Source organism: Wenzhouxiangella psychrophila (genome assembly GCF_042310375.1).
Taxonomy (GTDB): Bacteria; Pseudomonadota; Gammaproteobacteria; order Xanthomonadales; family Wenzhouxiangellaceae; genus Wenzhouxiangella.
Window position 1 is genome coordinate 407,018 of the sequence record NZ_JBHJMQ010000001.1, and the last position, 26,552, is coordinate 433,569.

Below are 26,552 nucleotides of genomic sequence, written 5' to 3' on the forward strand. Positions count from 1 at the left end.
AATACATAAAACATCTCTGCTTTGGGGAGAACTCAGATGAACTCATGCCGATTTCTGGCGCTCGCACTCGCGCTGCTATGGCTGGTCGGCTGCGGTGGCAGTTCCAGCGTAGACCGTACCGAACCGCAAGAACCCGCTGAAAAACCGGGTGGTGAACCCGTCGACGGTGTCATTACCGCGGTGTTCGATCCTGCCGGGGGCGAAATCCCGTTCCCCAACAGCCTGTTGCTGTCGGGCACCGATGACCTGACGCTGAATATCCCGGTCGAAGATCCGACCGATTTCAGTGATCCGACGGTTGCGCTCAACGCGCTCGACGGGTTCAGCACGGTCGCGCCCTGGACCTTCAGCTTCACCGCCGAGATCGATCCGGACAGCGTGGTGCCCGGCAGTAGCGTGCGCTTCTACGAGGTAACCTTCGAGCAGGGCACGGCCGCGGTGAACGGTGTCAACCGTGAGCTGGTTCCGGGTGAGGACTACGTGGCTACGGTCGCAGGCTCCGACCCGAGTGGCCAGACGATCGCCGTCGTGCCGCTCAAGCCGCTGCAGGAAATGACCGGCTACATGGCGGTGCTGACCGAGGGGATCCAGGACACCAGCGGCAACCCGGCCACGCCGGCGCAAGCCTACTTCCTGGCCAAGCGGCCTGATCCGCTGGTCGACGGGGACGGCAACAGCACCGATCCGCTGCTCGACGACGCAACGGCCCAGGCGTTGGAGCCGCTGCGCCAACTGATTAGCACCCACGTGGCCGCCGCCGGATCGCAAGGGGTGGCCGGCGAAAGCATGGTCGTTTCCTCCACTGCGACCACGCAATCCATTACTCCGGTTCTTCAAGTGCTGCGCTCGGCCATCGGCCCGACCAGCAGCCAGGTCGCCCAGGCCTGCAGTGGGCCGGAAAGCTGCCTGACCACGGCGGATGTCCTTCCGCCCGGCGCTTCCCCGGGGATTGCCGACATCTACCTGGGCGTGGTCGAACTGCCTTACTTCCTCGGTCTGCCGACAGAGGAGAATCCGACGGCTCCCCTGACCGAGTTCTGGCAGGCCGCACCGGGCAACTATGTGCCGCCATTCGATCAGTTCGGTCTCAATCCGGAATCGACCAATGTCACGGTTGCCAACCCGCTACCCGTAGAGACCGCGCGCCCGATGGCGCCCATGCTGCTGACGGTACCCAACGAATCGTCGGGCCAGACGCGACCGGCCTCCGGCTGGCCGGTGGTGATCTTCCAGCACGGCATCACGGGCAACCGTTCGCAGATGCTGGCCCTGGCCGATACCATGGCCTCGCAGGGTTTCGCGGTCGTCTCGATCGACATGCCGCTACACGGCATTACCGACCAGACCAGTCCGCTCTATGTCGAGAACACGCCGTTTGGCGAGGTTTCGAGCGAGCGCACCTTTGACCTCGACCTGCGCAACAACGAAACCACGGCACCCGGACCCGACGGCATGATCGACAGTTCCGGCGCCTGGTTCATCAATCTCCAGAGCCTGCTGACCTCGCGCGATAACCTGCGCCAGGCGCAGATCGATCTCTCGACCCTGGCGCTGAACGTGCCGGAGATGGATATCGATGGCGACGGTGTCACCGACCTGGATGGTTCCAACATCAACTTTGTCGGCCTCTCGCTCGGCTCCATGGTGGGTACGCCCTTCCTGACCGTCGAGCCGACGGTCGGCAACGGTGTGCTGTCGGTTCCGGGGGGTGGCATCGCCAACCTGCTGTCCGGTTCGCAGACCTTCGGGCCGGTCATTCGGGCCGGCCTGGAATCGGCCGGCGTCGAGCCATTCTCGCCCGACTACTTCCAGTTCCTCGGCGCGGCCCAGACGGTGATCGACTCGGCCGACCCCATCAACTGGGGCGAGCTTGCGACTGCACAGAACTCCATCCTGCTGCAGCAGGTTGCCGGCGATGCGGTCGTGCCCAATGCTGTCGAGGGGGCGCCGCTTTCCGGCACCGAGCCACTGATTCGAATCATGGGCCTGGATGCGATCACGGAGACGACGCAGGACCCGATGGGTATTCGCGGTGCCGTGCGGATGCTTCAGGGTGGCCATGGCTCGCTGCTCGACCCGAGTGCCGGGCCGGAGGTTACTGCCGAAATGCAGGGCCAGGCAGCCAGCATGATCGCCTCCGGTGGCGCGGCCGTCGTCATTGGCGATCCGTCACTCATCCAGACCGACGATTGATAGGGAGAATCCGAACATGAAACGCCAACAACCAAACACGAGTCGGCGCGGTCTCGGGCTTCGCCCCGGCATCCTGGCCGGCGCCATCGGTCTGGCCCTGGCAGCCCAGCAGGCGCAGGCCATCGACCTGAGTACCGACGGGGTCGACATCTCGCTCGATTCCACCATCAGCTACGGTGTCGGCATGCGAGTGTCTGACCGCGACGATGACCTGATTGCCAAGTCCCAGTTCGATCCGCTGGTGTCCCAGCGTCCGCTGGAACAGCAGATCGCCACGCCGGGCCGTTTTTCGGCCAACTCCGACGACGGCAATCTCAACTTCGATCAGTGGGATCCGATCTTCAACCAGGCCCGGATTACTTCCGAGCTGTCGGTCGACTTCGGCAATTTCGGCGCCTTCGTGCGCGGCAACTACTTCTACGATGTCACGCTCACCGACATGGACGAGTTGCCCGACGGCGCCAAGGACCAGGCAGCCGAGCGCGCACGCTTGCTCGACGCCTACGTCTACGGCGACTTCCCGCTCGGCGATCAGATATTGTCGATGCGACTCGGCCGTCAGGTGGTCAGCTGGGGTGAGAGTACGTTCCTCGCCGGCGGCATCAATGCCATCAACCCGGTGGATGTCACCGCCCTGCGTACAGCCGGCGCCGAACTGAAGGACGCCTTCCTGCCGCAGAACATGCTGTGGGGCAGCCTGGACATCACGCCGAACTTTTCGGTGGAAGCGATTCTGCTGGGCGAATGGGACGAAACGGAAGCGGAGCCCTCGGGCACCTTCTTCGCCACCAACGATTTCGCCACGGCCGGTGGCCGTTACGCCATGCTCAACTTCGGCCTGGTGCCGCAGCCCGTCAACAATCCGGACCTGTACGAAACGGTCTGCCGCAACGGCAATTTCGGCGCGAGCGATCGCGAGCTGCCACTGCAGCTCATCGGCGCCGGTTGTGCCGCTTCTTTCCCACGGGCGACCGACAACAAGCCGGACGAGCACGGCCAGTACGGGCTGTCATTCCGGTACTTCGCGCCGCAGTTGAACACCGAATTCGGTTTCTACCACCTGCGCTATCACAGCCGATTGCCGCTTCTGTCGGGGCGCGCGGTGACCAACGCGGCCCCTTCCTCCGGCTCGGTGATCGTGGAGTACCCCGAAGATATCGACATGTGGGGTGTGAGCTTCAATACGACCGTCGGCGGCTGGTCGCTGGGCGGTGAAGTCAGCTACCGTGAAAACCTGCCCCTGCAGATCGACGATGTCGAGTTGCTCTACGCGGGTCTTTCACCGTTGAACGCGGCGATTCCGGAGCCCTACAATCGTTTCATCAGCCAGCTCGGCGATTTCGAGCCGGGCGAGTACATCCAGGGCTACGAACGCCGTGAGGTGTCGCAGGCCCAGTTCACCCTGACCAAGCTGTTCGGGCCGGGCAATTTCCTGAACGCCAACCAGGTGGCTGTCGTCGGTGAGTTCGGTATGACCCGTATCTGGGACCTGCCGAGTGAAAGCGAGCTGCGATTCGAAGGACCGGGCACCGATACCTTCGGCGGACCTTCGCGGCAGACCGGGGGTAACTCCCGCAGCCCGGTCACCACGACCAGCGGTTACGCGACCGACACCAGCTGGGGCTACCGACTGCTGTTTGCGCCGACCTATAACAACGTGTTCGGCACGGCCTGGAACATGACGCCGCGCCTGGCGTTCAACCACGATGTCGATGGCGTTACCCCCGGGCCGGGCGGCAACTTCATCGAGGGCCGAAAGCAGGTCACTGTTGGCTTGAACTTCAGCTACCTGTCGCGCTGGCAGGCGGGCGTGTCGTACACCAATTTCTTTGGTGCCGGAGACAATAACCTGCTGGGCGACCGCGACTTCGTCGCGGCTTCCCTGAGCTACTCATTCTAGAGCGGAGGTCACAATGACAGACACAATCATCAAACCCGGACTGACGATCTTCGCCGCCATACTGGCGGGTTCTGTTCTCGTCGGTTGTGGAACGGCCCCCGTGGCCGAGGAAGAGCCGGCTCAAACGGAAGAAACCTCGATGTCCGATCGCTTCGAAACGGAGCAGGAGGCTGAAGAGGCCGCTGCTGCCGAAGCCGAAAGGCAGGCTGCCGAGGAAGCGGAAGCCGAGGCCGAAGCCGAACGTATGGCTGCCGAAGAAGAGGAGCGCCGCCAGGCTGAAGCGGAAGCCGCTGCGGAGGCGGAACGGATGGCGGCCGAGGAGGAAGCACGTCGCCAGGCCGAAGCCGAAGCGGCGGCCGAGGAAGAGGCCCGTCGCCAGGCGGAGGCAGAAGCTGCCGCCGAGGCCGAACGCAGGGCAGCCGAGGAAGAAGCGCGCCGTCAGGCCGAGGCTGAAGCGGCTGCCGAAGAAGAGGCGGCTGCAGAAGAGGAGGCCGAGGGCATGGCGGCCGAGGAAGAGGCCCGTAGCCAGGCAGAAGCGGAGGCAGAGGCAGAAGCCGAGGCTGCAGCGGAGGCTGAGCGCATGGCCGCTGAGGAAGCTGCCGAGCAGGAAGAAGCTGCTTCGGAAGCTATGCCCGAAGAAGACGAACCGGCACCGGCCGACGAGGCGGAAACCGGGATGGCCGCTGTAGACTCGGATGAAGTAGTGGATGCCACCGAAGTGATGATGGGTCGGGCCGACCTGGATGTAATCATCCCGCGTACCGAGGAGAACATCGCGCGTCTCGGCGAGGATCTGACGCCCATGGGCTCGATTCGGGCCGGCAATGACGACGGCACGATTCCGGCCTGGGACGGCGGTCTGACCCAGGACGACTGGCCGGACGGTTATCAGTCCGGCGATCGTCACCCCGACCCGTATGCTGATGAAGAGCCGCTGTTCACCATCACGGGCGAGAACTACCAGGAATACGCCGACCGCCTGTCGGTGGGCCAGAAGGCGCTGTTCGAGCGCTACCCGGATACCTACTACATGAAGGTCTATCCGACACATCGCTCGGCTTCGTTCCCGGAACGTATCTACGACGCAACCATCGACAATGCCAGTACCGGTCGACTCGTGGCCAACGGCGAAGGCGTCGAGGACGTCTACGAAGGCTTTCCCTTCCCGCTGCCCCAGAACGCTTTCCACCTGATCTGGAACCACAAGCTCAAGTACAAGGGCATTGGCGGGGCGCGTTACAACAACCAGGTCGTGCCGACCACATCGGGTGCCTACCAGCTCGTCAAACTGCGTGAAGAGCTGCTGGGCCTGTACTACAAGGAAGGCATGACGATCGAGGATACCGACAATATCCTGCTCTACTTCTTCCAGGAAGTGGAGTCGCCGGCGCGCCTGGCGGGCAATATCCTGCTGGTTCACGAGACCCTCAACCAGGTCAGGCAGCCGCGCCAGGCCTGGATCTACAACCCTGGCCAGCGTCGCGTGCGACGGGCGCCCAACGTGGCCTACGACAACCCCGGTACCGCTTCCGATGGCCTGCGCACGAACGACATGACCGACATGTTCAACGGGGCCATGGATCGCTACAACTGGGAAATCGTGGGCAAGAAGGAAATGTACATCCCGTACAACTCCTACCAGGCTCACAGTGGCGACCTTTCGCCAGACGACCTGGTTCGTCCGGGCCACCTGAACCCGGAACACATGCGTTACGAGCTGCATCGTGTCTGGATCGTGGACGCCACCCTGAAGGAAGGTACGCGCCATATTCATCCTCGCCGCACCTTCTACCTGGATGAGGATAGCTACCAGATTGCGCTGACCGACCACTACGACCAGCAGGGCAATCTCTGGCGCGTCTCGGAGGCCCATACCATCAACTACTATGAGCTTCCGACCTACTGGTCCACCATGCTGTCGCACATGGACCTGCAGTCCGGCCGCTACGTGGCGAACGGCCTGGACAATAACGATCCCGTTCCGAGCTTCAACGTCGAACTCAGCCCGAGCAATTACACGCCGCAGGCACTGAGAGTTCGGGGTCGACGCTGAGTCGAGAGAGAAACCGCTAAACCCGCGGGGCCGGCCATTGGGCCGGCCCTTGCGTCTCGGAGTCCAGTTACATGAGTCAACTCAAGCACCTAGCGCTGATGTTGTTGTTTCTGCCCGTGCTGCTCCAAGCCCAGGAACAGCCCGGTGAGATTCAGCCCAAGGAGGCCGAACGCGTACCCCTTGCCGATGAGTCGCTGATTCTCGACATCACGCGCGCCGGCGAGCGATACGTGGCCGTGGGCGCCCGCGGTCACGTGCTGCTATCCAACGATGGGAGGGAGTGGGAACAGGCGGAGTCGGTGCCGGTGCGTTCGACCCTGACACGGGTGGACTTCGTTGGTGGCCGGCTCTGGGCGGTCGGTCACGACACTGCCATCATTTACAGCAGCGACCTGGGCCAGACGTGGTCCCTCCAGCATTTCAAGCCGCTGTGGGACGGCCCGATTTCCGAACAGCCCCTGCTCGATGTGCATTTTTTCGATGCCAGCCGTGGACTCGCCGTGGGCGCTTACGGCTTGATCATGCGTACCGATGACGCGGGTCGAACCTGGACGGCAACGCACATGGAAGATGTTCTGACCTCAGAGGCGATCGAATGGCAGACGCCCGATGCCGAGGATGAAGCCGCTGACGACAATGGGGAAAGCGAACCCGCCGATGAATTCTACGACGCTTCCCAGGATTTCGATCGCGGCTGCTACGAGTTCATGGAATGCCATCTGAACGCCATCCTCGCGCTCGACGATCAACGAGTGATGCTTGCCTCCGAAGGCGGGTACGGCTTTCGCAGTCGCGACGGCGGCGAAACCTGGGAGAGTTTCCGCTTTCCTTATCCGGGTTCGATGTTCGGGCTGGTCCCGACTTCGGGCGGCGTGATGGCATTCGGCCTGCGCGGTAACGTGCAGATAAGCCGCGACTTTGGTGACACCTGGGAACAAATCATTTCGGGTGTCGAATCCACGCTGCTCGGCGGCGGCATCGATCCGGACGGTTATCCGGTACTGGTCGGTGCGGGTGCCACCGTGTTGAGATACAACCCGCATACCGGGACGTTCCAGGCGTCTCAGGATCGCCTGGGCAGCGATTACGCGGCTGTCGCGTTCGCCGAGGACGGCAGCCTGATTCTGGCCGGAGAGGGTGGATTGAGAAATGAGTGATTCGACAACTTTGACCCGCCGCATCGCAAACGCCGTATTCAGCGTCCGGCCCCTGATTCTTCTGCTGTTCGTTCTCGGGACGGCGGCGATGGTCTATTACAGTCTGCAGCTTCGCGTCGATGCCGGTTTCAAGAAGCAGCTGCCGCTCGAACACGAGTACATGCAGACCTTCCTCGATTACGAGGAGAATTTTGGCGGCGCCAATCGGGTGATGGTCGCCCTGATCGATCGCGATGGCGACATGTTCACCCCGGAGTTCTTCAGGCAGTTCGAGGAACTCAGCGAAGACGTGCTCTACGTCCAGGGCGTTGATCGATCAACAGGGCGTTCGATATTCACGCCCAACGTCCGGTTTGTGGAAGTGGTGGAGGACGGTTTTGCGGGCGGCAATGTCATTCCGGCCGACTTTTCGCCCACCCCGGAAATGCTCGAAACCGTCCGGTCGAACATCATCAAATCCGGCGAGGTCGGTCGACTAGTCGCCGAGGACTTCTCCGGCGCCATGGTCTGGGTGAATCTCCTTGAAGAGAACCCCGAGACCGGCGAGAAACTCGATTACCAGGCGGTTGCAGCCGAATTGGAGGAAATACGCTCGGAGTTCGAGAGCGAAGACCACGTCGTTCGCATCATCGGCTTCGCCAAGATTGTCGGCGACGTGGCCGATGGCGCCCGTGGCGTGGTGATGTATTTCGGCGTCGCTTTCCTGATTACCGCCTTCCTGCTGTTCCTTTACTCGCACTCGGTCTGGTTGACGGTCCTGCCGCTGGTTTGTTCGGTTACGGCGGTTGTCTGGCAGCTGGGCCTGCTGAGCCTGTTGGGCTTCGGTATCGACCCGATGAACATTCTCACCCCCTTCCTGATCTTCGCAATCGGGGTCAGTCACGGGGTTCAGATGATCAGCGGCTGGAACGCCGAGAAACTGTTTGGTGGTTCCTCGCCGATCGGTCTCGTGCAGGAGGGTATTCCGCTCGAGCAGGTTGAAACCGTATCCAGCCTGGAGGCGTCGAAGGCCGTCTTCACGCGGCTTCTTGCCCCCGGCGCCATCGCACTGCTCAGCGATACCATCGGTTTTCTGACCATCCTGCTGATCAGTATCCAGATCATCCAGGAACTTGCCATCACGGCCAGCATCGGTGTTGCGGTGATCATCCTGACCAACCTGGTGCTCTTGCCGGTCCTGCTTTCCTACATCCAGCTGCGCAACGAAGACAAGAAGCGCCGGAAGCAGTACGAAAACAGCCAGAAGCCGAGCATGATCTGGGACTTCATGGCCAAGTTCACGCATCGTGGTGTGGCCGTCACGGCTGTAATAATCGGCGTTGTCCTGTTTGCCGGAGCCTGGATGAAATCCCAGGACATGCAGATCGGGGACTCCGAGCCTGGCGTGCCCGAACTGCGCGAGGACGCGCGCTACAACCGGGATGCACGGGCCATCCAGGAGCGATTTTCACTCGGCACTGACGTGATCAGCATCATCGCCCAGACCGAAGCCAGTGCCTGCACGGAATCGCACGGGATCGTCGACTCGATCGATCGTTTCGCCTGGCACATGAGCAATGTCGAGGGTGTCCAGCGCGTGATCACGCTGCCGATGGTCGCCAAGCAGGTCAATGCAGGCTGGAACGAGGGCAATCTGCGCTGGCAGATCCTGCCCAGGGACAGATACGCACTGGCCTTGACCACGCAGAACATTCCGACCGACAGCGGCTTGCTCAACCGGGATTGCAGCGCCATGCCGATCATGGTCTTCACCGAGGACCACAAGGCCGAGACCATCGATCGAGTCGTCAGTCGTGCTCACGAATTACAGGACGACATCGAAGTCGATTCGCTGGGATACACGCCCGGGGGCGAGCCTGCCCACGGGCACTGGCCCGAGGAGGGCGAGCATCCGCCGCTGATTTTCCGGCTCGCGACCGGCAATGTCGGCGTCATGGCCGCCACCAACCAGGAAGTCGCCGCGGCGCAGACCCCGATGCTTCTCTACGTCTACAGTGCGATCGTCGTGCTGTGCTTGATTACCTTCCGGACCGTACTCGGCACCCTGTGCATCGTGCTGCCGCTGGTGCTGGTCAGCTACCTGGCCTATTCGCTGATGGCGTTCATGGGCATTGGGCTGAAGGTCAATACCCTGCCGGTGGTTGCGCTGGGTGTGGGTATCGGCGTGGATTACGGCATCTACATATTCAGCCGCATGAAGAGTTTCATCGATGAAGGAGTCGGGCTCGACGACGCTTACTACCGCACCTTGCGCCTGACCGGCCGCGCGGTGTTCTACACCGCCGTGACCCTGGCCGTGGGTGTCGGCACCTGGCTGTTCTCCGACCTTCAGTTCCAGGCTGACATGGGCCTGTTGCTGGCTTTCATGTTCATCTTCAACATGATCGGCGCGATGCTCCTCCTGCCGGCCCTGGCCCGCGTGCTGCTGGGCTGGCGGGAAGGCCGCAAGGCGGCCTGATGGTTTCCAGGGGTCTGTGGTCAGGAGTCTGTGGTCTGTAGTGTCTGACCACGGACCACGGCCCCGCGAAGCCAATGAGCGAAGCCATACCGATTGTCGTCCTGTCCTCCGGCGGCAAGGACAGCCTGTACATGCTCGACACCCTGCGGAAGGATTCCGCCTGGCGCGTCGAAGCCCTGGTCACCACCGTCAATGAGACCAACCGCCGTGTAGCCATGCACGGTACCTCGGAGGCGCTGCTCGAAGCCCAGGCGAAGTCACTCGGCCTTCCCCTGACGGTCGTCGGGCTCCCCGAGGGCTGCGACAATCGCGAATATGAAAAACGCCTCGCCCGAGGCCTTGCGGTCCATCGCAAAGCGGGCGTTGAACACGTCGCCTGTGGCGACCTTTTCCTGGATGATATTCGGCGCTGGCGCGAGCGGAGCTTCCGACGCATGGGATGGCAGCCGGTCTTTCCGATCTGGCAGACGGCAACCGATCGTCTGGCACAACAGCTGGTGGATGAACGCTGGCGGGTCGTGATCACCTGCATCGACACGCAAGTCCTGCCCGAATCGCTACTGGGAAAACACATCGACGCCGATTTGCTGAACAGCCTCCCCGCCGGTATCGACCCCTGCGGAGAGAATGGCGAATTCCACACCTTCGTCTGTGACGGTCCGGGCTTCGACGTGCCCATCGAAGTCGTGCCGGGGGAGCGCGTATTGGCGCACGAGCGCTATCTAATGATCGATCTCGAGCCGGCGGCCTGAAGACTAATCTACTTTTCGGACCAGTTCGCAGACGTACTCGATACCTTCCACGATGCGGGGAGTCGGGCGCACCAGGCGCTCGGGATCTACTGACACGAGACGGGTCCGACCTTCCTCCACCATTCGCGTGTCGCGCCAGACGGAGAGGGGATCATCGGCCGGTTCGTTGATGCCGGCAATGATCAGTTCCGGGGAGCGGCTGATGACGGCCTCCCGGTCAACCGCGGTGGCTTCGGTGTCGAGATCGGCAAAGAGGTTACTCGCGCCGCAGGATTCGAACACTTCGGTGATGACGTGTCGTCCGCCAAGCGTGAAAAGCGGGCGTGCCGAGACCTGGTAGAAAATCGAGACATCGTGCTCGCCCCGGTTGAGGCTCTTCGAGGATGCCAGTTCCCGGCGATAGGCATCGGCGGCCTCGCGCGCCGGTTCCGGGGCGTCGAGGCGCGAGCCGATTTGCTCCAGTGCATCGCCGATGTCGGCAAGATTTCTTGTCTCCACCCAGAGCACCTCGATGCCGAGTTCCTCGAGCCGGCTGGCAACCGCCTCCGGCGTGCCGCCGCGCCAGGCGAGCGCCAAGTCAGCGTCCAGCCCCAGGATTGTCTCCATGTCGAAACGATAGGCGTCGCCGATGCGCGGCAGTTCCCGCGCCGGCTCTGGCCAGTCGCTGTAAGCTACCGCGCCCACCAGCGCATCGCCCGCCCCGGCGGCAAAGGCCAGCTCCGTCAAATGCGGTGCCAGGCTCACCACCCGAGGCTGATCTTCTGCGGATACGCCGGCGCATACAATCAGCAGCGCCCACGCGAGCACTCGCATGAGTCTGAATGCCCCCGCCTGAACCCTGAACCCTGAACCCTGAAACCTAAATCTGATACGCATACGCCAGCGTCAGCGTCAGTACAACCCAGAGCACCAGCATCAACGGCAAGCCCACGCGCACGAAGTCGTTGAACTTGTAGCCGCCGGCGTTCATGACCAGGAGGTTAGTCTGGTAAGCCATGGGGGTCGCGAAACTCAGATTGGAGCCGAACAGGACGGCCAGCACGAACGGTTCGGCGGGCAGCATCAACTGCTGCGCCAGGCTGATAGCGATGGGGGTGCCGATGACGGCCGCGGCGTTGTTGGAGACGACGTTGGTCAGGGCGGCCATGGCGAGCATCAGCAGGCCCAGGATGGCCCATGAGGGAATACCGAAGCTCAGCGCCAGGAAGATCTGCGCGAGCCAGTCGGCGCCCCCGGTCCGCATCAGCGCCGCGCCAAGTGCGAGCGAGGCGACGATGATCATCACCACCTGGATGGACAGGGCGTTCATGGCCTCTTTCCAGTCCAGGCAGCGGGTGAGCAGCATGGCCAGCACGCCGGCCACGGCACTGATCGCGATCGGCAGGATGCCGAAGGCGGCAACGACGACCACCGCGGACATGATGGCGAGCGCGATTGGTGCCTTCGAGGTTTTCGGAAGGTTGACCGATCCGTCGAGCACGAGCAGATCGCCCCCGTCCTTGACCTGGGCCAGTCGGGAGTCGGAAGACTGTACCAGCAGCACGTCGCCGGAACGCAGCACCGTGTTGTCCAGACCGGTCGAGCGGGTCTGGTCCTCGCGGTTGTAGCGATGCAGGGCCAGCAGTCGCAGGCCGTAGCGCGACAGCAGTCGCGCTTCCGAGATGCGCGAACCCACCAGCCGCGACTGCGGGGTGACGGCCACTTCGGCAATCTTCTGGTCGCCGGGTCCAAGCGGATGAGCGTCATCGACCTCAACGTCGCCGGAAAACAGCCGGCCGCCCAGCAGGTGGGCAAACTCCCGCAGGTTGTCGCGGGTGTCGGTGGTGGTGATGCGGTCGCCCGCCTTGAGCAACACGTCAGGCAGCGGGGTGACGAACACGCCGGGTCCGCGCTGGATCTTTTCGACCTTCAGGTTGCCGCTGCAGCGTTCGATGGCCTCGGCCAGCTTCTTGCCGACCACCTCGCTGGACTTGCCCAGGCGGATCTGCGCGGTGTAGAGGCGCTTGACCGTGGACTGCAGCGGCACCTCGCGGTTGGGAATGAGCCTGGGGGCGATCAACCACAGGTAAACCACGGCGACCGCGCCGGCAATCGCCGCCGGTACGATGAAGTCGAACATGCGAAAAGGCGCCACGCCCATATCGGCCGCCACGGCGACCACAAGCAGGTTGGTCGAGGTCCCGATGGTGGTCGACATACCGCCGACGATACTGATCAGGCCGACCGGCAACAGCATGCCGGAGGGCGATTGCCCGGTCCGGATGGCCACACCGATGAGGATCGGTAACAGCATGACCACGATGGGCGTGTTGTTGATGAAGGCGCTCAAGACCGCGCAGACCAGCAGCGTCGCCAGCATCGACAGGGCCGGCGCCTTGCGCCAGCAAATGGCCAGGCCGCGGCCAACCGGTTCGAGGGCGCCGGATCGGATCAGCCCGTGACCGAGAATCATCAGCGAACACACGGCGATCAGCGCCTGATGACCGAAGCCGGCGTAGAAGTCGGTGGGGCTGAGCTCGCGCCCGTCGGGGGCAATGTAGGGAAAAACCTGGAAGCCGACCGTGAGCATGGCCAGCACCACCAGCGAACTGGTCTCGAGCGGAATGCGGTCGCGCGAGAACAGCACCAGGGCCAGAAGCACCAGCAGCAGCACGCCGAGTGCGTGATAGTTGGGCAGGGCGAGACTCATAGGTTGCCGATTTTACGCACAAACGCCTCAGTCGGCGCCCTCGGATAGTTGAGCCTGCAGGTCCGCCAGCGCGTGGACGGGCGTCAGGCAGCGTTGGCCCATACAGACCATGACCACGCCCCGCTCGCTATCGACCAAGTATTGAAGCTGTTCGGGTAGATCCTCGGCAGCCAAATCCGGCGGCAGACGGTAGACCTCGCAATCGTCTCGCCCGGCCAGCTGACGGTGCCAATCGGCGACCGGATCTTCCGGGCCGGCCAGCAACACCTGCGGTCGCGGATGCTCGAGGCCGTGCCAGGCGCGCAGCAGCGTCGCGTGGGCAAGCGCCGAGCGCTCGATATCGCCCCGGGCGGCCTCGATGGCCCGCCGGGCGGCGTCGAGCAGCGCCGTGTCGCCGAGCAGGTGCCCCAGTCGGGCCAGGCCGAGCGCCGCCTGGCCGGCGCCGGCCGGTGTGGCGTCGTCGGCGTGGGCCAGCGGCCGGGTCAGCAAGGTCTCGTGGTCACTCGGCGTCAGGTGCAGCGCACCGCTGGCCGCATCGGTGAACTGGCTCATGATGCGGCGCGCGATGCGCCGGGCCAGGTTGAGCCAGCGCGTCTCGAAGCGCCAGCCAAGCAGTTGCAGGCAGGCGAGTAATACATTGGCGTGCTCGTCGAGCAGGGCGGTCTGCGCGCTGCGCCCATTGCGCCAGACGGCCCGCGGCGGTTCCTGGCCGAACAGGTTCACCGCCACAGCGTCGAGTGCGCGTGCAGACCGTTCGAGCCAGTCCTCGTGCCCGAGAAGCTTTCCGGCCAAAGCTAGGTTCTCGATCACCAGGCCGTTCCAGCTGGCCATCATCTTGTCGTCGAGACCGGGGGCCGGGCGCTCCTGCCGGGCGGCCAGCAGCCGCTGGCGCGCGGATTCGAGACGGGCGTCGATTTCGTCTTCATCGAGGTCTTCTTCCACCAGTTCACCGCGCGAGCGGGCGATGACCAGGTGCCAGTGCTCGCCTTCGAAATTGGGCGGTCCGTCCAGCCCGAATCGGGCGCTGAACAGGTCATGCTCGGCCGAAGTCAGCGTTTCGGCCACCGCCTTGCGGCTCCACACGTAGTAGGCACCCTCGCCATCCTCGCTGTCGGCATCCAGGCTGGCGGCGAAGCCACCGTTGTCGAGTGACATTTCCCGCTCGAGCCATTCGACCAGGCGCTCGCATACGGCGTGGAAGTCCGCACGCTTCCAGCGCGCGGCCGCATGGGCGTAGAGGCCCAGCAGGAGGGCGTTATCGGAGAGCATCTTCTCGAAATGCGGGATCTCCCAGACCGCATCGACGCAGTAGCGGAAGAAGCCGCCGCCGAGGTGGTCGTGCAGCCCGTGTCGGGCCATGGCACTGAGCGTGTCGCCGAGCATTTGCGCCGGATGCTCACCGTCGACTTCGGCCAGCGCGGCAAGCAGCGGCGCCTGCGGAAACTTCGGCCCGCCGCCGAAGCCGCCGTTGTCGGGGTCGAAGCGCGCGCCGGCTTCGGCACTGAGCGAGTCCAGGGCCGAGTCCAGGTCGGCGTCGCCGGCCGGGGTGGGCGTGGCGACCGCCTGCAGGGCTTCCTGTACCTGCAGGTGCTGGGCGCGCAGCTCATCGCGCCGGGTCGACCAGACCTGGTGAATGCGCTCGAGCAGGTCACCGAAGGCGATCATGCCGTATCGCGGCTCGGGCGGAAAATACGTGCCGGCGAAAAACGGTGCGTGTCCGGCCGGGTCGAGAAATAGCGTCAGCGGCCAGCCGCCGCCGCGACCGGTCAGCAGCTGGTGAGACAACTGGTAGATCTGGTCCAGATCCGGTCGCTCCTCTCGGTCGACCTTGATGTTGACGAAATACGCGTTCATGCGCTCGGCGATCTCGTCGTTCTCGAAGCTTTCGTGAGCCATCACGTGGCACCAGTGGCAGGCGCTGTAGCCGATCGACAGCAGGATGGGCTTGTCGAGCGAGCGCGCCATGGCCAGCGCCTCGCGATCCCAGGGCTGCCAGGCCACGGGATTGCCGGCGTGCTGCAGGAGATAGGGGCTGAGGGCGTCGCCCAGGCGGTTTTCCGGTTTCTGCTGGCTCATGGCGTCATGGTAAGCGTTCGCGTTTCAGGTTTCGCGCAAAATTGCGAGGTCCCGGATCGGTGTCCGGGACGACGCTTGGCGTCGGTTCAGGGTTCAGGGGTGAGCTCGAGAACCCACTCGGTCGCGGTTGGCGGGGGACTGTGATAGTTTCTTTCCGGCGACTGGTGGCACGAGGAGGTCTTGAATGAAGGCAATGGCGATATCCAGCGCGATTATTGGCGCGGCGTTGGTGGGTCCGGTGCCCATTGCGGCAGTTGGCGAAGACGGTGAGCGCCTGGTGTTTGAGACGTCGGAACCGGAATTGATTCCACAGCCTGACTGGGCGCCGGGACTGCTCTCGGAATCGCAGTATTCGGATTTTGCAAAGGCTCAGCGCGAGCGCAACGCGGATCACATGGTTATCGTTGATGAGCTGCCCGATACCGACTCACCCTTGATCGGCTATGGCATCAATTTCGTATTCGGTGAGCTCAACCGGGGATTCGCCGTGTTCGGCACGCCGCAGGCCGGCTATCGGCTCTATGCCGACGTGGATGGAGACGGCAGTCTCGCCGACGAGGAAGGATGGCGGCTCGAAGGGACCGACGGCCGCTACTCAGTGCGTTTCGAAACGGTCGATGAAGGGCAGGCGGACGGCAAGCCCGTCGAGTTTCCGGTCAAGTCCCGGTTCGTGATCTTTCCGGCGGCCGGCGAAGACGACGATCGACCGCGCGGGGTGTGGAATTCCGAAACGATACGACGCGGCGAGATTCGCGTGGACGGGCAGAGGGTACCGTTCGAACTGCACGGCCGTTCCGGCCGATACGATTACCCCGATCGGTCGATCTGGTTCGACCTCGACGCCGACGGGCGCGGCGGCGAGTCGCGCGAATCGCCGGAGCGGTTTCGGGTACTCGACGATTACGTCAATATCGGGGAGCACACGTATGCATTCAGTGTGGATCCGTTCGGACGCCACCTGTCGCTGATTCGGCAGGACGAGGCAAGGGCAGACCGGCCGTCCCTGAGCGAAGGCGCCCCGGCACCAGCCTTCCAGGCGAGTGCAGTCGACGGCGGCTCGGTCGATCTCGCCGACTACCGAGGCGATATCGTCCTGCTGAATTTCTGGGCGCAGTGGTGTGGCCCTTGCCTGAAGGAGGCACCGAGGCTGGCAGACATACATCAGCGCTGGGGTGAGCGTGGCCTTGCGCTGGTCGGCATTACTAACGATCCGGAAAGTGCCATCGAGGAATTCACCGCCGAGTTCGACCATTCCTTCCCGCAGGTCGCCGAAGCCTTCGAGGGCCCGATGCATCGCGCCTACCGGGTTGCCGCCTATCCCACCAAGTACCTGGTCGACCGCGATGGTGATCTCCTGTGTGGCGGGCCGGGACCGTCTTTCTGGGACGACTGCTGGCCGCGGGCCCTGAAAAAGCTGGATGCGGATCATCGAGCCGACCCCTGACGGTCGGAGAGCGGAGATCCAATATCCAGGCGTTCATCTGCGATAATCTCCGACCATGAATCAGTCGGAGTTCTACTTCCACAGCATCGACCCGGTCGCCTTCGAGATCGGCGGCTTCGCCATCTATTGGTACAGCCTGATGTACCTGGTGGCCTTCGGGGCGTTCTGGCTGCTGGGGCGCATCCGGGCCCGGCGCGAGGATGCGCCGATGGAGCCGCACCAGGTCGGGGACTTCCTGTTCTGGGGCGTGATCGGCGTCATCGTCGGCGGCCGGCTCGGCTACGTGCTCTTCTACGGTTTCGACCAGCTCATGGCCGATCCGCTGTTCCTGTTCATGATCCGCGACGGCGGCATGAGTTTCCACGGCGGCCTGGTCGGCGTGCTGGTGGTGCTCTGGGCCTACGGCCGCCACCTGGGCTGCGGATTCATCCGCCTGGGCGACTTCGCCGCGCCGCTCGTGCCCATCGGCCTGGCCGCCGGCCGGATCGGAAATTTCATCGGCGGTGAATTGTGGGGGCGGACTTCGGACGTGCCCTGGGCGATGATTTTTCCGCAGTCCATCCGGGGTGCGGGGCAGACTTCGCAGGCGCTCTACGAGCAGTACCTGACCGGCGCACTGGACGAGTTCGCGCGCCATCCTTCCCAGCTCTACCAGGCCGCGCTCGAGGGGCTGGCGCTGTTCGTGGTCCTGTGGCTGTATTCGGCCCGGCCGCGACCCACCGGCGCGGTGGGCGGCGCCTTTCTCGCCGGTTATGGCGCCTTCCGCTTCATCGCCGAGTTCTTCCGCGAGCCCGATGCGCATATCGGCTTCGTCGCCCTGGACTGGATGACCATGGGGCAGATTCTCTCCCTGCCGATGTTCCTCGCCGGCGTTGCGCTGATGGTCTGGGCCTACAGGAGCCGTACATGAACAACTACCTCGATTTGCTGAGCCACGTCCGGAACAACGGGACGCGTAAGGCCGATCGCACCGGGACCGGCACATTGAGCGTGTTCGGCCACCAGCTGCGTTTCGACCTGTCGGATTCCTTTCCGCTGGTGACGACCAAGAAACTGCACCTGAAGTCGATCATCCACGAACTACTGTGGTTCCTGCGCGGCGAGACCAACATCGCCTATCTCACCGAGCACGGGGTCAAGATCTGGGACGAGTGGGCCGACGAGACCGGCAGCCTGGGCCCGATCTACGGGGCGCAGTGGCGCGCCTGGCCCACGCCGGACGGCCGGCATATCGACCAGCTCGAACAGGTCATCGAACAGATTCGTCAGCGGCCCGACTCGCGCCGGCACGTGGTATCGGCCTGGAATCCCGCCGACCTGCCCGACGAGTCCCTGTCGCCGCAGGACAACGCCCAGGCCGGCCGGATGGCGCTGGCGCCCTGCCATTGCCTGTTCCAGTTCCACGTCGCCGACGGGCGCTTGAGCTGCCAGCTCTACCAGCGCTCGGCCGACTGTTTCCTGGGCGTGCCCTTCAATATCGCCAGTTATGCGCTACTGACGCTGATGGTTGCGCAGGTCACCGATCTGGAGCCCGGCGAGTTCATCCACACCTTCGGCGACGCCCACATCTACCTCAACCATCTCGAGCAGGTCGATGAACAGCTTTCGCGCGAGCCCTATCGGGCGCCGCGCATGCACCTGGTCAACCGCAGAGAGCGGTTGAGGGACTTCGTGTACGACGATTTCCGGCTCGAGGGCTACGAGTGCCACCCGGCCATTCGCGCGCCGATTGCGGTGTGACGATGCAGGCTGACGCTGATTGCCGAATGCGCGCTTCAGGCACCTTCGAGCGATTCGAGATCATCGACACTCGATAGCGTGCGAAACACGGCCAGTGCCGCGCCGATGAACAGCGCCATGGTTGCCCACAGACCGGCAAGAAATCCGATGGCATTCTCCGTCCAGGCGCCCTGGAAGTAGTCGATTCCGGCCCCGGCTTCTTCGATCGGTATGAAGCTCATTCCGGACATGGCGGTGTAGTGCATGCCGCATACCGCCAGGCCCATCAGAAGCGGGCTGAACAGTCGCAAGGCGCCTCGCCAGTGCACGATGATGCGCAAGGCGGCGGTGGCGGCCGCGATGGCGATACCGATCGACAGCGCGGTAATCAGATTGTCGTGCTGCATCGCCATCGGCATGCGCATGGCTGACATGCCGACGTAATGCATCGCCGCCACGCCCAACCCGAACGCCAGACCGGCCAACAGCCAGGCCGAGGTACTCTCGCGCCAGCGGTAGGCCGCATACAGCCCGATGCCGGAGAGTGCGACCGGCAGTCCCAGCGACAGAAATGTCGTGCCGATGTCGTAAGTCACCGGTCCGTCCATGCGAAAAGCCAGCATGCCGATGAAGTGCATGGCCCATATGGCGCAGCCGCCGAAGACCACGGCGGCCAGCGTCAGCCACCCGAAGTTGATACGACCGTTGCGTTCGACGATGAAGTCGGCGAGGTAGAGGCTGACCAGGGCGCCGACGACCGAGATGACGTAGGACAGCGCAACCAGCGCCAGATCGTGGCTGCCGATGAAACTTTGCATGAGATTTTCCTTCCCTTGGTTGATAGGCGCCGCGTATAAATGCGGCCCAGGGGAGAATTTTTGCCTATTGCCGGCAATGGATTGTGAAGGGCGATGGATTCGGCCGCATCGCGACGGCACCGGCAGGGGGTGCGCGGCGTTCGGTCGCGGACGTCGCCCCGCTGCCGGCCGAGCACCGATCCCGCACAGAGCCTTTCAGATATGCCTTCAGGGGCGGACTTGCCCCGATGTGGCCTGTTCCAGCCAGGGAATGGCCAGTTCCAGGACGGCGTCGCGGTCGAGTATCAGTGCCTCGTGCGAAGGTGCATCGACGATCTTCAGGGTGGCATCGGGCAGCGTCCGGTTCAACTGCCGGGCATGCTCCACGGGGACGAGACGGTCAGCCTCGCCGTGGATCAACAATACCGGCGCATGGATATCGCCAGCACGGGAGATCGGCGCCGCGTCGTTCAGCGCCAGGTCGGCCCGGTCCCGCGCATGGGCCAGCGCTCTGTCCATTCGGCCTTCGGACAGGAAAGGGCGGATGTAGAAAGGCGCAAGGTGCCGAAGTGCGCCGGGCAGCGCGGTTTCGAGCCGTGCGTACGGCGCGACGGCGACCACGGCGTCGGGTTGGCTGTCGGCAGCGGCCAGCAAAGCCGCGGACGCGCCCATCGAGACTCCGAACAAGACCAGTGGAGGTGTGTATTGCTCGCGGTTGCGCGTCCAGTCGATGATGGTTTGAAGATCCCTTGCCTCGCGCGCACCGAACGTGACGATCTCACCCCCTGAGCGACCGTGGCCGCGCTGATCGTAGAGCACGACATCCCAGCCTTCTCGGGCCAGTTCCATGGCGTGGGGAAACATTGCCCGATGCTCACCCTGCCAGCCGTGTATGGCGATGATGGTGCCCCTGGACGGCGTTCTCGGCGGCCCCATTGGCAATCCGGTGTGGAACCCCATCGACATCGAGCCGCCGTCTCGTTCGATCTCCATCCGGTTGGGATAGTCGCCGCTCGGCAGTACACCGACCTGCAGTTCGATGCCGTCCGTTGGAGCATCGACACGGGCCCGCTCGACCAGGAAGTGTCTGGCTGCGTGTGATTCCCAGGCCTCGTCCAACTCTTCGTTGAATATGCCGGTCGGATGATCGAGGTTCGGCGCACGCACCATGCGTTCACCGATATAGCTTGCGCACCCGGTCAGGCCCATGATCAGAAGTACAAGCGCAGGGCGAAAGCGGTATCCGAGGGCGTACGGGTGCATGGGCGAGATTGCTTGATTCGTGTGGTTCAACAGCCTACTCAACTCGGCAGAAGGTATCATCGAATTTTCGTGTAAAAAGGTTCCAGCCGTGCAGGAAGTGGTCATGATCGCCGCAATGGCTCGCAATCGCGTCATCGGTGACGAAGGCGATATGCCCTGGCATTTGCCCGCCGATCTCAAGCACTTCAAGGCGGTCACCATGGGCTGCCCGATTGTCATGGGGCGACGGACTTTCGAGTCGATCGGCCGGCCGCTGCCCGGCCGCGCCAACATCGTCATCAGCCGTTCCCGTCCGGATGTGCCCCAGGGTATCGTGCTGGCCGGCAGCCTCGAGGAAGCGCTCAAACTGGCGGATTCCGAGCGAGTGATGGTCATCGGCGGTGGCCAGATTTACCGCGAAGCGCTTCCCCGGGCCGACCGGCTGGAACTGACCCTGATCGATGCGGTGGTTACCGGCGATACCGTCTTCCCCGAATGGCCGACAGCGGAGTGGCGATTGTCCGCGATGCAGTCGAGACCGGCCGACGACAACAATCCCTACAACCTGGTCTTCGCGACCTTCGAGCGGGTGGCTACACGCGAGTGATGCCATCGGCAGGTACAATGATCGGCCCGCCACGGCATTAGTAACTCGAATGGCAGCCGCTTTTCGCACCAACGCCAATCTCGACCAGTACTGGCCGGACAAGCGCCGCGTCACGATCGTTGGTGCCGTCTGGAACCTCCTGCTGGCCATCGGCAAGATTGCGGCCGGCATCGTGGGCCATTCGCAGGCGCTGATCGTCGACGGCATGCATTCGCTCTCGGACATGGTCAGCGACGCAGTCGTGCTGGTGGCCGCCCGCTGGAGTGCCATCGAGGCCGATCACAACCATCCCTACGGCCACGGCCGCATCGAGACCGTCGCCACCGCGATTGTCGGCGTATTGTTGCTGGCCGTGGCGATCGGCTTCATAGTCGACGCCGTACTTCGGCTGCTCGAGCCCGAACGCTTGATGCAGCCGGGCTGGCTGGCCCTGTGGGCGGCGGCGATCTCGGTCGGAATCAAGGAAATCCTGTTCTGGTATACCCAGCGGGTGGCCCGGCGTTCCCGTTCGAACCTGATCATGGCCAACGCCTGGCACCATCGCTCGGATGCGTTATCGTCGATCGTGGTCATTGCCGGGGTGGTTGGCGCCATGGGCGGCCTGCTCTGGCTGGATGCCGTGGCCGCGATCCTGGTTGCCGGCACCGTGGCTGTAATGGGCGGGCGCTTTGCCTTTGATTCACTGGTCGAACTGGTCGACACCGGAGTGCCGCCTCGCGAGCAGAAGCAGTTGGCGAAGATCATCCTCTCGGTCGATGGCGTCCATGACTTCCGAGACCTGAGAACGCGTCTGATGGGCGGACAGATCGTGATGGACGTGTGCATTCTTCTCGATCCGCAATTGACCCTCGATGAAGCCAACCGCGTGGCCGCCATGGTTCGCACCCGACTGCTGAGCGAGTCGACCGAGGTTTTCGACGCGGTGGTCAGCGTTGCACCGCTGCGCGCGCCACGGATGCGTCGATCAGCCTGATGGCGCGCAGGGTCTTCATCGGTGATCTCCAGGGTTGCTGTACGCCGCTGGAGCGACTTCTGGAAAAGCTGCGCTTTGATCCGGCTTGCGATCGCCTTTTCCTGGCCGGCGACCTCGTCAATCGCGGCGGCGAATCGCTGGCTGCACTGCGGCTGGTGCATTCACTGCGCGAGGTCTCGACGACGGTGCTCGGCAACCATGACCTGCATCTTCTGGCCTATGCGCGCGGGCTGCTCGAGAAGAGCAACGCGGAGTTCGACGAGATCCTGGACGATGAACGCGCCGGGGAGTTACTGGACTGGCTGCAGCGTCGACCGTTGATCTGGTTCGACCGGGCGGCCGGCCTGGCGATGGTGCACGCCGGCGTCGATCCGCGCTGGGGGCCGGAGCAGGCGCGTGAACGCGCCGCGGAAGTCGAGCGGGCATTGACCGAATCGCCGGATGAATTCTTCGCCAACATGTACGGCGACGAGCCGGATCGCTGGGAAGCCGACTTGCCGAAGGCCGAGCGCCTGCGCACCATCACCAACGTGATGACACGTATGCGTTTCTGCAGTCCCGGGGGGCGCCTGGATTTCGCCACCCAGGGCGGACCCGGAAACGCACCACCGGGCTTCGCGCCGTGGTTTCATCATCTTCAACCGGACTGGCAGACGTGGACGCTGGTCTTCGGCCACTGGTCGCAACTGGGGCTTTATCAGGGTGAAGGCGTGGTCTGCCTGGACAGCGGTTGTGTCTGGGGCGGTTCGCTGTCGGCGCTTGTGATCGAGGGCGAAGAGCAGCGTATCGAAACGGTCGACTGCGGCGGAGACTGAAGAGAGAATCCGCAGCTCAGTCTTCCGCCAGGGCATTGAGAATCGGGGCGATATCCGGCCGCCGTCCCGTCCAGATTTCGAAAGCCAGCGCGGCCTGCCCGACCAGCATCCCCAGTCCGCCATGGATGACGACATTGTGCTTTTGGCACCAGCGCGCGAAAGTTTCGTGAGCCGGGCCGTAGTTGAGATCGTAGGCGATGGCCGATTCCGTCAGCCAGCCTCGTTCCAGCGGCGGCAGGCCCTGGTCATGGCCGGCACTCGTCGACTGGATCAATATGTCATGCGGTGAGTCCAAGGCTCCCGGCTCGAAACCCCCGCCCCGGATTTTGCCCAGGTGAGCGAACTTGTCGCACAGGCGCTCGGCGCGTTCGGCAGTGCGATTGACCACGGTGACGCATTCCGGTTGTCGATCGAGAAGCGGGCCGAGAATACCGGCGACCGCTCCGCCGGCACCGAGGATCAGGATCCGGCGGCCGGCCGGGTCGATGCCCAGGCGGTCCAGATCCAGCAGGAGGCCGGCACCGTCGGTGTTGTAACCGTGCCAGCCGTCGTCTTCCAGGCGGAGTGTATTGACGGCATGCGCCTGCCGGGCCGGCCGGTCGACGCGCGTACACAGCCTCAGGCCCGCTTGCTTGAGCGGCACGGTCAGGTTCGCGCCCGTACCGCCGTCGGTGCGGAATGCCGCAAGCTTCTCGGCCAGCTCGTCTATGCCGGCCTCGATGGCGCTGTAGTCAACGTCGATGCCGAGCTGTTTACCGAACAGGCGATGAATCCGCGGCGACAGGCTGTGCGTTATGGGCTGTCCGAAGACGGCCAGTTTGAATGTTTGAGTGCTCATCGGGCTTGGTGAAAAGAAAAGAAAAATTTGTCCACAGATGAACACAGATGAACACGGATAAAAGAAAGAAAAGAGAAAAAAGTCAGCTCAATTACATGAGCAAGTGCCCTTGTCCCGATTCTAGAATTTCTTGTTTTCAAAATCTGTGTTTATCTGTGTTCATCTGTGGACAAATATTCGGTTTTTCTTTTCAGTCCTTCAACAACTCGGCTGTTTCGAGGGCGGCATAGGTGAGGATGCCGCTGGCGCCGGCGCGGCGGATGGACAGGAGGGTTTCGAGCAGCACCTTGTCGTTGTCCAGCCAGCCCTTCGCCGCCGCGGCTTTGAGCATGGCGTATTCGCCCGAGACGTGATAGGCGAAGGTCGGCACGCCGAAGGCCTCATGCACGCGCCGGATGATGTCCAGGTAGGGCAGGGCGGGCTTGATCATGACCCAGTCGGCGCCTTCGTCGAGATCGAGCTCGACTTCATAGAGCGCTTCATCGCTGTTGCCCGGGTCCATCTGAAAGCTTTCCTTGCCGGCCTTGCCCAGGCTGGCCGCCGAACCGACTGCATCGCGGAAGGGGCCGTAGTAACTCGAGGCGTACTTGGCCGCGTAGCTGAGGATCAGGGTGTTGACGTGGCCGTCCGATTCGAGCTGTTCGCGAATGGCGCCGATGCGCCCGTCCATCATGTCCGAGGGCGCGACCACGTCGGCGCCGGCGTTGGCATGGCTTGTTGCCTGCCGGACCAGGGCGTCGACGGTGCGATCGTTGAGCACGTAGCCGTCCTCGTCGACGATGCCGTCGAGGCCGTGGCTGGTGTATGGGTCGAGCGCCACGTCCGTGATCACGCCGAGTTCGGGGAAGCGCTGCTTGAGCGCCTTGACGGTCGTTTGAACCAGGCCGTTCTCGTCCCAGGCCTCGGCGGCATCCTCGCTCTTGCGTTCAGTCGGCACCACGGGAAACAGGGCCATGGCCGGTATGCCGACTTCCAGGCAGCGTTCGGCCAGCCTGAACAGGCCGTTGTGCCCGACACGCTCGATACCGGGCATCGATTCCACCGCCTCGCGGCCGTCGGCGTCTTCCAGCACGAAAGCCGGCAGGATCAAATCGGCCGGCGACAGTCGGGTTTCTCGGGCCAGGTCACGGGCGAAGCGATTCGCGCGTGTTCGGCGCATTCGGGTGGATGGAAAAGGCATTGCTGATCCAATCAGTTGGATAATCAATCCATTATAAGGGGCGGGTGGTTGCTCTGTGGTGGGTCGTCTTGTGTTCTGTCGGCAGTTTGGCTGGTGGCCCTGACCGCGGTGCGGGCCTCGACAAGTCAAAATATATTCCGCCCGCCTGCTCCGCAGGCTGATGGCGGGTAACTTTTCTCTCGCGCGAGAAAAGTAACCAAAAGCGCGCTTAAAACATGGCGGCTGGCTGGGCGGTCATACCGCCACGGAGTGGCTTCAGTATTCTGTGCGGAGGCTTCGTTCTAACTCTCTGAGACGCAGGCGGGCTGACGACGTCCGCCTGGACAGGCCTGCACCCGGCGTCGCGACTTCGAGGACGAGTGTTCGAAGGCCGTGCCACGAATCTCGATCCAGGGCTCATTCACCTGAAGCGATCTGCAATGGCGTGGCTGAAGCCGGGGTGATCGAGGTCGGGCCATCAGAATGCAGATTACGCCCCAGCGACGCTGAGGACGCCATGTGTCTAGACGGAGCTAGAGCGAAGACGGAGGCAAAATACTGAAGCCCGCACACCCGCTTGGTCCTGCGGTGCATCCGCCATCTTTTCAGCGCGCTTTTGGTTACTTTTTTCGCGCGAGAAAAAAGTGACTCGCCGCAAGAGCCTGCGAAGCAGGCCGGGCGAAACCGCCTTTGAAGTGTCGAAGCCCGCACCGCGGCCGGTCGGCAACAAGCGAACCGCCAGCACCACGCATTACGACGCCTCTTAGAGCGTGAGATGCTAATCTCCGAGGCATGCCAGCCCAGATTCGCATACCCGAAATGCGCCCCGGCCAACCGGTTGATGTGCCGGCCGGCGACGTCGAGCGGCTGGTCGAATTCATCGATGCGCAAGAGAATCTTCTGGTCCTGACCGGCGCGGGTGTGTCCACCCGGTCGGGTATCCCCGCCTACCGCGACGGCAGCGGGCGCTGGCTGCAGCGCCGGCCCATTCTCTACCAGGACTTTTTGCGCTGCGAGAATTCTCGCCGGCGTTACTGGGCGCGCAGTTTCTTCGGCTGGCCGGTCATGGCGCAGGCCTCGATCAATGCCGCCCATGAATCGCTGGTGGCGCTCGAGGAGGCGGGCCGGCTCGGCAGCTTGGTGACCCAGAACGTCGATGGGCTGCACCGGCGCGCCGGACAGCGGCGCCTGATCGAACTTCACGGCCGACTCGAACGGGTCTGTTGCCTGGATTGCGGGCTCATCGGCAGCCGTGCCGAACTGCAGGATCGCCTGACGGAACTCAACCGCGACTGGACGGCCGAAGTGCGCGGCATCAACGCTGACGGCGACGCCCGGCTCGACGACAACGACTGGCCGGGGTTCCGGGTCGCCGACTGTGCGACCTGCGGCGGCTCGCTCAAGCCGCAGGTGGTCTTCTTCGGGGAGACCGTTCCATCGGCTATTCGCCAGGCGGTCGCAGAAGCGATCGAACAGGCATCCGCCGTGCTGGTTTTGGGCAGCTCGCTGGTGGTTGGTTCAGCTTACCGACTGGTGCGTGACGCATCCGCGCTCGGTCTCGAGGTGGCAGCGGTCAACCAGGGCCGTACGCGTGCCGACGATCTGCTTGCCTTCAAGGTCGATGCCTGCTGCGCGACGGCTATTGCCGAATCAGCGGCGATCCTGGCTAACTGAGTTCGT

At 63.5% G+C, this 26,552-nt stretch carries 20 protein-coding genes; 13 read left to right on the forward strand and 7 right to left on the reverse strand.

What is annotated here, in order from left to right; translation table 11 throughout:
- Positions 1 to 36 precede the first annotated feature (36 nt).
- From ACDC66_RS01745 to ACDC66_RS01770, 6 genes are all read left to right on the forward strand, one after another.
- On the forward strand, positions 37 to 2,193 hold the full coding sequence (locus ACDC66_RS01745; protein WP_376694949.1) for an alpha/beta hydrolase: 2,157 nt from the start codon (positions 37 to 39) through the stop codon (positions 2,191 to 2,193).
- A 16-nt stretch (positions 2,194 to 2,209) separates the two neighbouring features.
- The gene (locus tag ACDC66_RS01750; protein WP_376694950.1) at positions 2,210 to 4,093 is read left to right on the forward strand and encodes a DUF1302 domain-containing protein; all 1,884 of its coding nucleotides are present in this window, start codon (positions 2,210 to 2,212) and stop codon (positions 4,091 to 4,093) included.
- 13 nt (positions 4,094 to 4,106) lie between these two features.
- Positions 4,107 to 6,146 carry a DUF1329 domain-containing protein gene (locus ACDC66_RS01755; RefSeq protein ID WP_376694951.1) on the forward strand — a complete coding sequence of 680 codons (2,040 nt, stop codon included), beginning with the start codon at positions 4,107 to 4,109 and terminating at the stop codon, positions 6,144 to 6,146.
- Between the two features lie 71 nt (positions 6,147 to 6,217).
- Positions 6,218 to 7,303, forward strand: a complete 1,086-nt coding sequence (locus ACDC66_RS01760) for a WD40/YVTN/BNR-like repeat-containing protein (protein ID WP_376694952.1) — start codon at positions 6,218 to 6,220, stop codon at positions 7,301 to 7,303.
- Positions 7,296 to 9,761, forward strand: a complete 2,466-nt coding sequence (locus ACDC66_RS01765) for an efflux RND transporter permease subunit (protein WP_376694953.1) — start codon at positions 7,296 to 7,298, stop codon at positions 9,759 to 9,761. Before ACDC66_RS01760 ends, ACDC66_RS01765 begins: the two co-directional genes overlap by 8 nt.
- A gap of 74 nt (positions 9,762 to 9,835) precedes the next feature.
- Entirely contained in the window at positions 9,836 to 10,513 is a 678-nt protein-coding gene (locus ACDC66_RS01770; protein WP_376694954.1) for a Dph6-related ATP pyrophosphatase, read from the forward strand.
- A 3-nt stretch (positions 10,514 to 10,516) separates the two neighbouring features.
- Here the strand turns inward: ACDC66_RS01770 and ACDC66_RS01775 are convergent, their stop codons facing one another.
- Genes ACDC66_RS01775 through ACDC66_RS01785 form a run of 3 tightly spaced genes read right to left on the reverse strand, consistent with a single transcriptional unit; the run spans position 10,517 to position 15,278 of the window.
- Entirely contained in the window at positions 10,517 to 11,326 is an 810-nt protein-coding gene (locus ACDC66_RS01775; protein ID WP_376694955.1) for a cobalamin-binding protein, read from the reverse strand.
- Between the two features lie 46 nt (positions 11,327 to 11,372).
- Positions 11,373 to 13,202 carry an SLC13 family permease gene (locus ACDC66_RS01780; RefSeq protein WP_376694956.1) on the reverse strand — a complete coding sequence of 610 codons (1,830 nt, stop codon included), beginning with the start codon at positions 13,200 to 13,202 and terminating at the stop codon, positions 11,373 to 11,375.
- Positions 13,203 to 13,229: 27 nt separating this feature from the next.
- The gene (locus ACDC66_RS01785) at positions 13,230 to 15,278 is read right to left on the reverse strand and encodes a thioredoxin domain-containing protein (RefSeq protein ID WP_376694957.1); all 2,049 of its coding nucleotides are present in this window, start codon (positions 15,276 to 15,278) and stop codon (positions 13,230 to 13,232) included.
- 184 nt (positions 15,279 to 15,462) lie between these two features.
- On the opposite strand from ACDC66_RS01785, the gene ACDC66_RS01790 reads away from it, so the two are divergent.
- From ACDC66_RS01790 to ACDC66_RS01800, 3 genes are read left to right on the forward strand one after another with little or no spacing between them, the layout of a single operon-like run.
- Complete coding sequence (locus ACDC66_RS01790) at positions 15,463 to 16,722, forward strand: peroxiredoxin family protein (protein ID WP_376694958.1); 1,260 nt, start codon at positions 15,463 to 15,465, stop codon at positions 16,720 to 16,722.
- 55 nt (positions 16,723 to 16,777) lie between these two features.
- Positions 16,778 to 17,632, forward strand: a complete 855-nt coding sequence (gene lgt / locus ACDC66_RS01795; protein ID WP_376694959.1) for a prolipoprotein diacylglyceryl transferase — start codon at positions 16,778 to 16,780, stop codon at positions 17,630 to 17,632.
- Positions 17,629 to 18,462: a thymidylate synthase gene (locus ACDC66_RS01800; RefSeq protein ID WP_376694960.1), complete on the forward strand. Its 834-nt coding sequence runs from the start codon at positions 17,629 to 17,631 to the stop codon at positions 18,460 to 18,462. The genes lgt and ACDC66_RS01800 overlap by 4 nt, the downstream gene beginning before the upstream one ends.
- Before the next feature lie 35 nt (positions 18,463 to 18,497).
- Here the strand turns inward: ACDC66_RS01800 and ACDC66_RS01805 are convergent, their stop codons facing one another.
- Positions 18,498 to 19,259, reverse strand: coding sequence for an MHYT domain-containing protein (locus ACDC66_RS01805; protein WP_376694961.1), 762 nt, complete (start codon positions 19,257 to 19,259; stop codon positions 18,498 to 18,500).
- A 207-nt stretch (positions 19,260 to 19,466) separates the two neighbouring features.
- The gene (locus tag ACDC66_RS01810) at positions 19,467 to 20,501 is read right to left on the reverse strand and encodes an alpha/beta hydrolase (protein ID WP_376694962.1); all 1,035 of its coding nucleotides are present in this window, start codon (positions 20,499 to 20,501) and stop codon (positions 19,467 to 19,469) included.
- A gap of 103 nt (positions 20,502 to 20,604) precedes the next feature.
- Between ACDC66_RS01810 and ACDC66_RS01815 the strand changes: the two genes are divergently transcribed.
- Genes ACDC66_RS01815 through ACDC66_RS01825 form a run of 3 tightly spaced genes read left to right on the forward strand, consistent with a single transcriptional unit; the run spans position 20,605 to position 22,875 of the window.
- On the forward strand, positions 20,605 to 21,087 hold the full coding sequence (locus ACDC66_RS01815; RefSeq protein ID WP_376694963.1) for a dihydrofolate reductase: 483 nt from the start codon (positions 20,605 to 20,607) through the stop codon (positions 21,085 to 21,087).
- Between the two features lie 49 nt (positions 21,088 to 21,136).
- Positions 21,137 to 22,060, forward strand: coding sequence for a cation diffusion facilitator family transporter (locus tag ACDC66_RS01820; protein WP_376694964.1), 924 nt, complete (start codon positions 21,137 to 21,139; stop codon positions 22,058 to 22,060).
- Entirely contained in the window at positions 22,060 to 22,875 is an 816-nt protein-coding gene (locus tag ACDC66_RS01825; RefSeq protein WP_376694965.1) for a symmetrical bis(5'-nucleosyl)-tetraphosphatase, read from the forward strand. Before ACDC66_RS01820 ends, ACDC66_RS01825 begins: the two co-directional genes overlap by 1 nt.
- A 16-nt stretch (positions 22,876 to 22,891) precedes the next feature.
- Here ACDC66_RS01825 and aroE read toward each other — a convergent pair whose 3' ends face one another.
- Positions 22,892 to 23,713 (reverse strand): shikimate dehydrogenase, encoded by an 822-nt coding sequence (aroE, locus tag ACDC66_RS01830; protein WP_376694966.1) that lies wholly within the window; start codon positions 23,711 to 23,713, stop codon positions 22,892 to 22,894.
- A gap of 190 nt (positions 23,714 to 23,903) precedes the next feature.
- Positions 23,904 to 24,908, reverse strand: coding sequence for a porphobilinogen synthase (gene hemB, locus ACDC66_RS01835; RefSeq protein WP_376695142.1), 1,005 nt, complete (start codon positions 24,906 to 24,908; stop codon positions 23,904 to 23,906).
- Positions 24,909 to 25,664: 756 nt separating this feature from the next.
- Between hemB and ACDC66_RS01840 the strand changes: the two genes are divergently transcribed.
- Positions 25,665 to 26,546, forward strand: coding sequence for an NAD-dependent protein deacetylase (locus ACDC66_RS01840; RefSeq protein WP_376694967.1), 882 nt, complete (start codon positions 25,665 to 25,667; stop codon positions 26,544 to 26,546).
- Positions 26,547 to 26,552: the final 6 nt, after the last annotated feature.

Coding starts and splice junctions, on each gene's coding strand:
- ACDC66_RS01745 (WP_376694949.1), top strand. CDS start 37: ATGAACTCATGCCGATTTCTGGCGCTCGCACTCGCGCTGCTATGGCTG.
- ACDC66_RS01750 (WP_376694950.1), top strand. CDS start 2,210: ATGAAACGCCAACAACCAAACACGAGTCGGCGCGGTCTCGGGCTTCGC.
- ACDC66_RS01755 (WP_376694951.1), top strand. CDS start 4,107: ATGACAGACACAATCATCAAACCCGGACTGACGATCTTCGCCGCCATA.
- ACDC66_RS01760 (WP_376694952.1), top strand. CDS start 6,218: ATGAGTCAACTCAAGCACCTAGCGCTGATGTTGTTGTTTCTGCCCGTG.
- ACDC66_RS01765 (WP_376694953.1), top strand. CDS start 7,296: ATGAGTGATTCGACAACTTTGACCCGCCGCATCGCAAACGCCGTATTC.
- ACDC66_RS01770 (WP_376694954.1), top strand. CDS start 9,836: ATGAGCGAAGCCATACCGATTGTCGTCCTGTCCTCCGGCGGCAAGGAC.
- ACDC66_RS01775 (WP_376694955.1), bottom strand. CDS start 11,326: ATGCGAGTGCTCGCGTGGGCGCTGCTGATTGTATGCGCCGGCGTATCC.
- ACDC66_RS01780 (WP_376694956.1), bottom strand. CDS start 13,202: ATGAGTCTCGCCCTGCCCAACTATCACGCACTCGGCGTGCTGCTGCTG.
- ACDC66_RS01785 (WP_376694957.1), bottom strand. CDS start 15,278: ATGAGCCAGCAGAAACCGGAAAACCGCCTGGGCGACGCCCTCAGCCCC.
- ACDC66_RS01790 (WP_376694958.1), top strand. CDS start 15,463: ATGAAGGCAATGGCGATATCCAGCGCGATTATTGGCGCGGCGTTGGTG.
- lgt (WP_376694959.1), top strand. CDS start 16,778: ATGAATCAGTCGGAGTTCTACTTCCACAGCATCGACCCGGTCGCCTTC.
- ACDC66_RS01800 (WP_376694960.1), top strand. CDS start 17,629: ATGAACAACTACCTCGATTTGCTGAGCCACGTCCGGAACAACGGGACG.
- ACDC66_RS01805 (WP_376694961.1), bottom strand. CDS start 19,259: ATGCAAAGTTTCATCGGCAGCCACGATCTGGCGCTGGTTGCGCTGTCC.
- ACDC66_RS01810 (WP_376694962.1), bottom strand. CDS start 20,501: ATGCACCCGTACGCCCTCGGATACCGCTTTCGCCCTGCGCTTGTACTT.
- ACDC66_RS01815 (WP_376694963.1), top strand. CDS start 20,605: ATGATCGCCGCAATGGCTCGCAATCGCGTCATCGGTGACGAAGGCGAT.
- ACDC66_RS01820 (WP_376694964.1), top strand. CDS start 21,137: ATGGCAGCCGCTTTTCGCACCAACGCCAATCTCGACCAGTACTGGCCG.
- ACDC66_RS01825 (WP_376694965.1), top strand. CDS start 22,060: ATGGCGCGCAGGGTCTTCATCGGTGATCTCCAGGGTTGCTGTACGCCG.
- aroE (WP_376694966.1), bottom strand. CDS start 23,713: ATGAGCACTCAAACATTCAAACTGGCCGTCTTCGGACAGCCCATAACG.
- ACDC66_RS01840 (WP_376694967.1), top strand. CDS start 25,665: ATGCCAGCCCAGATTCGCATACCCGAAATGCGCCCCGGCCAACCGGTT.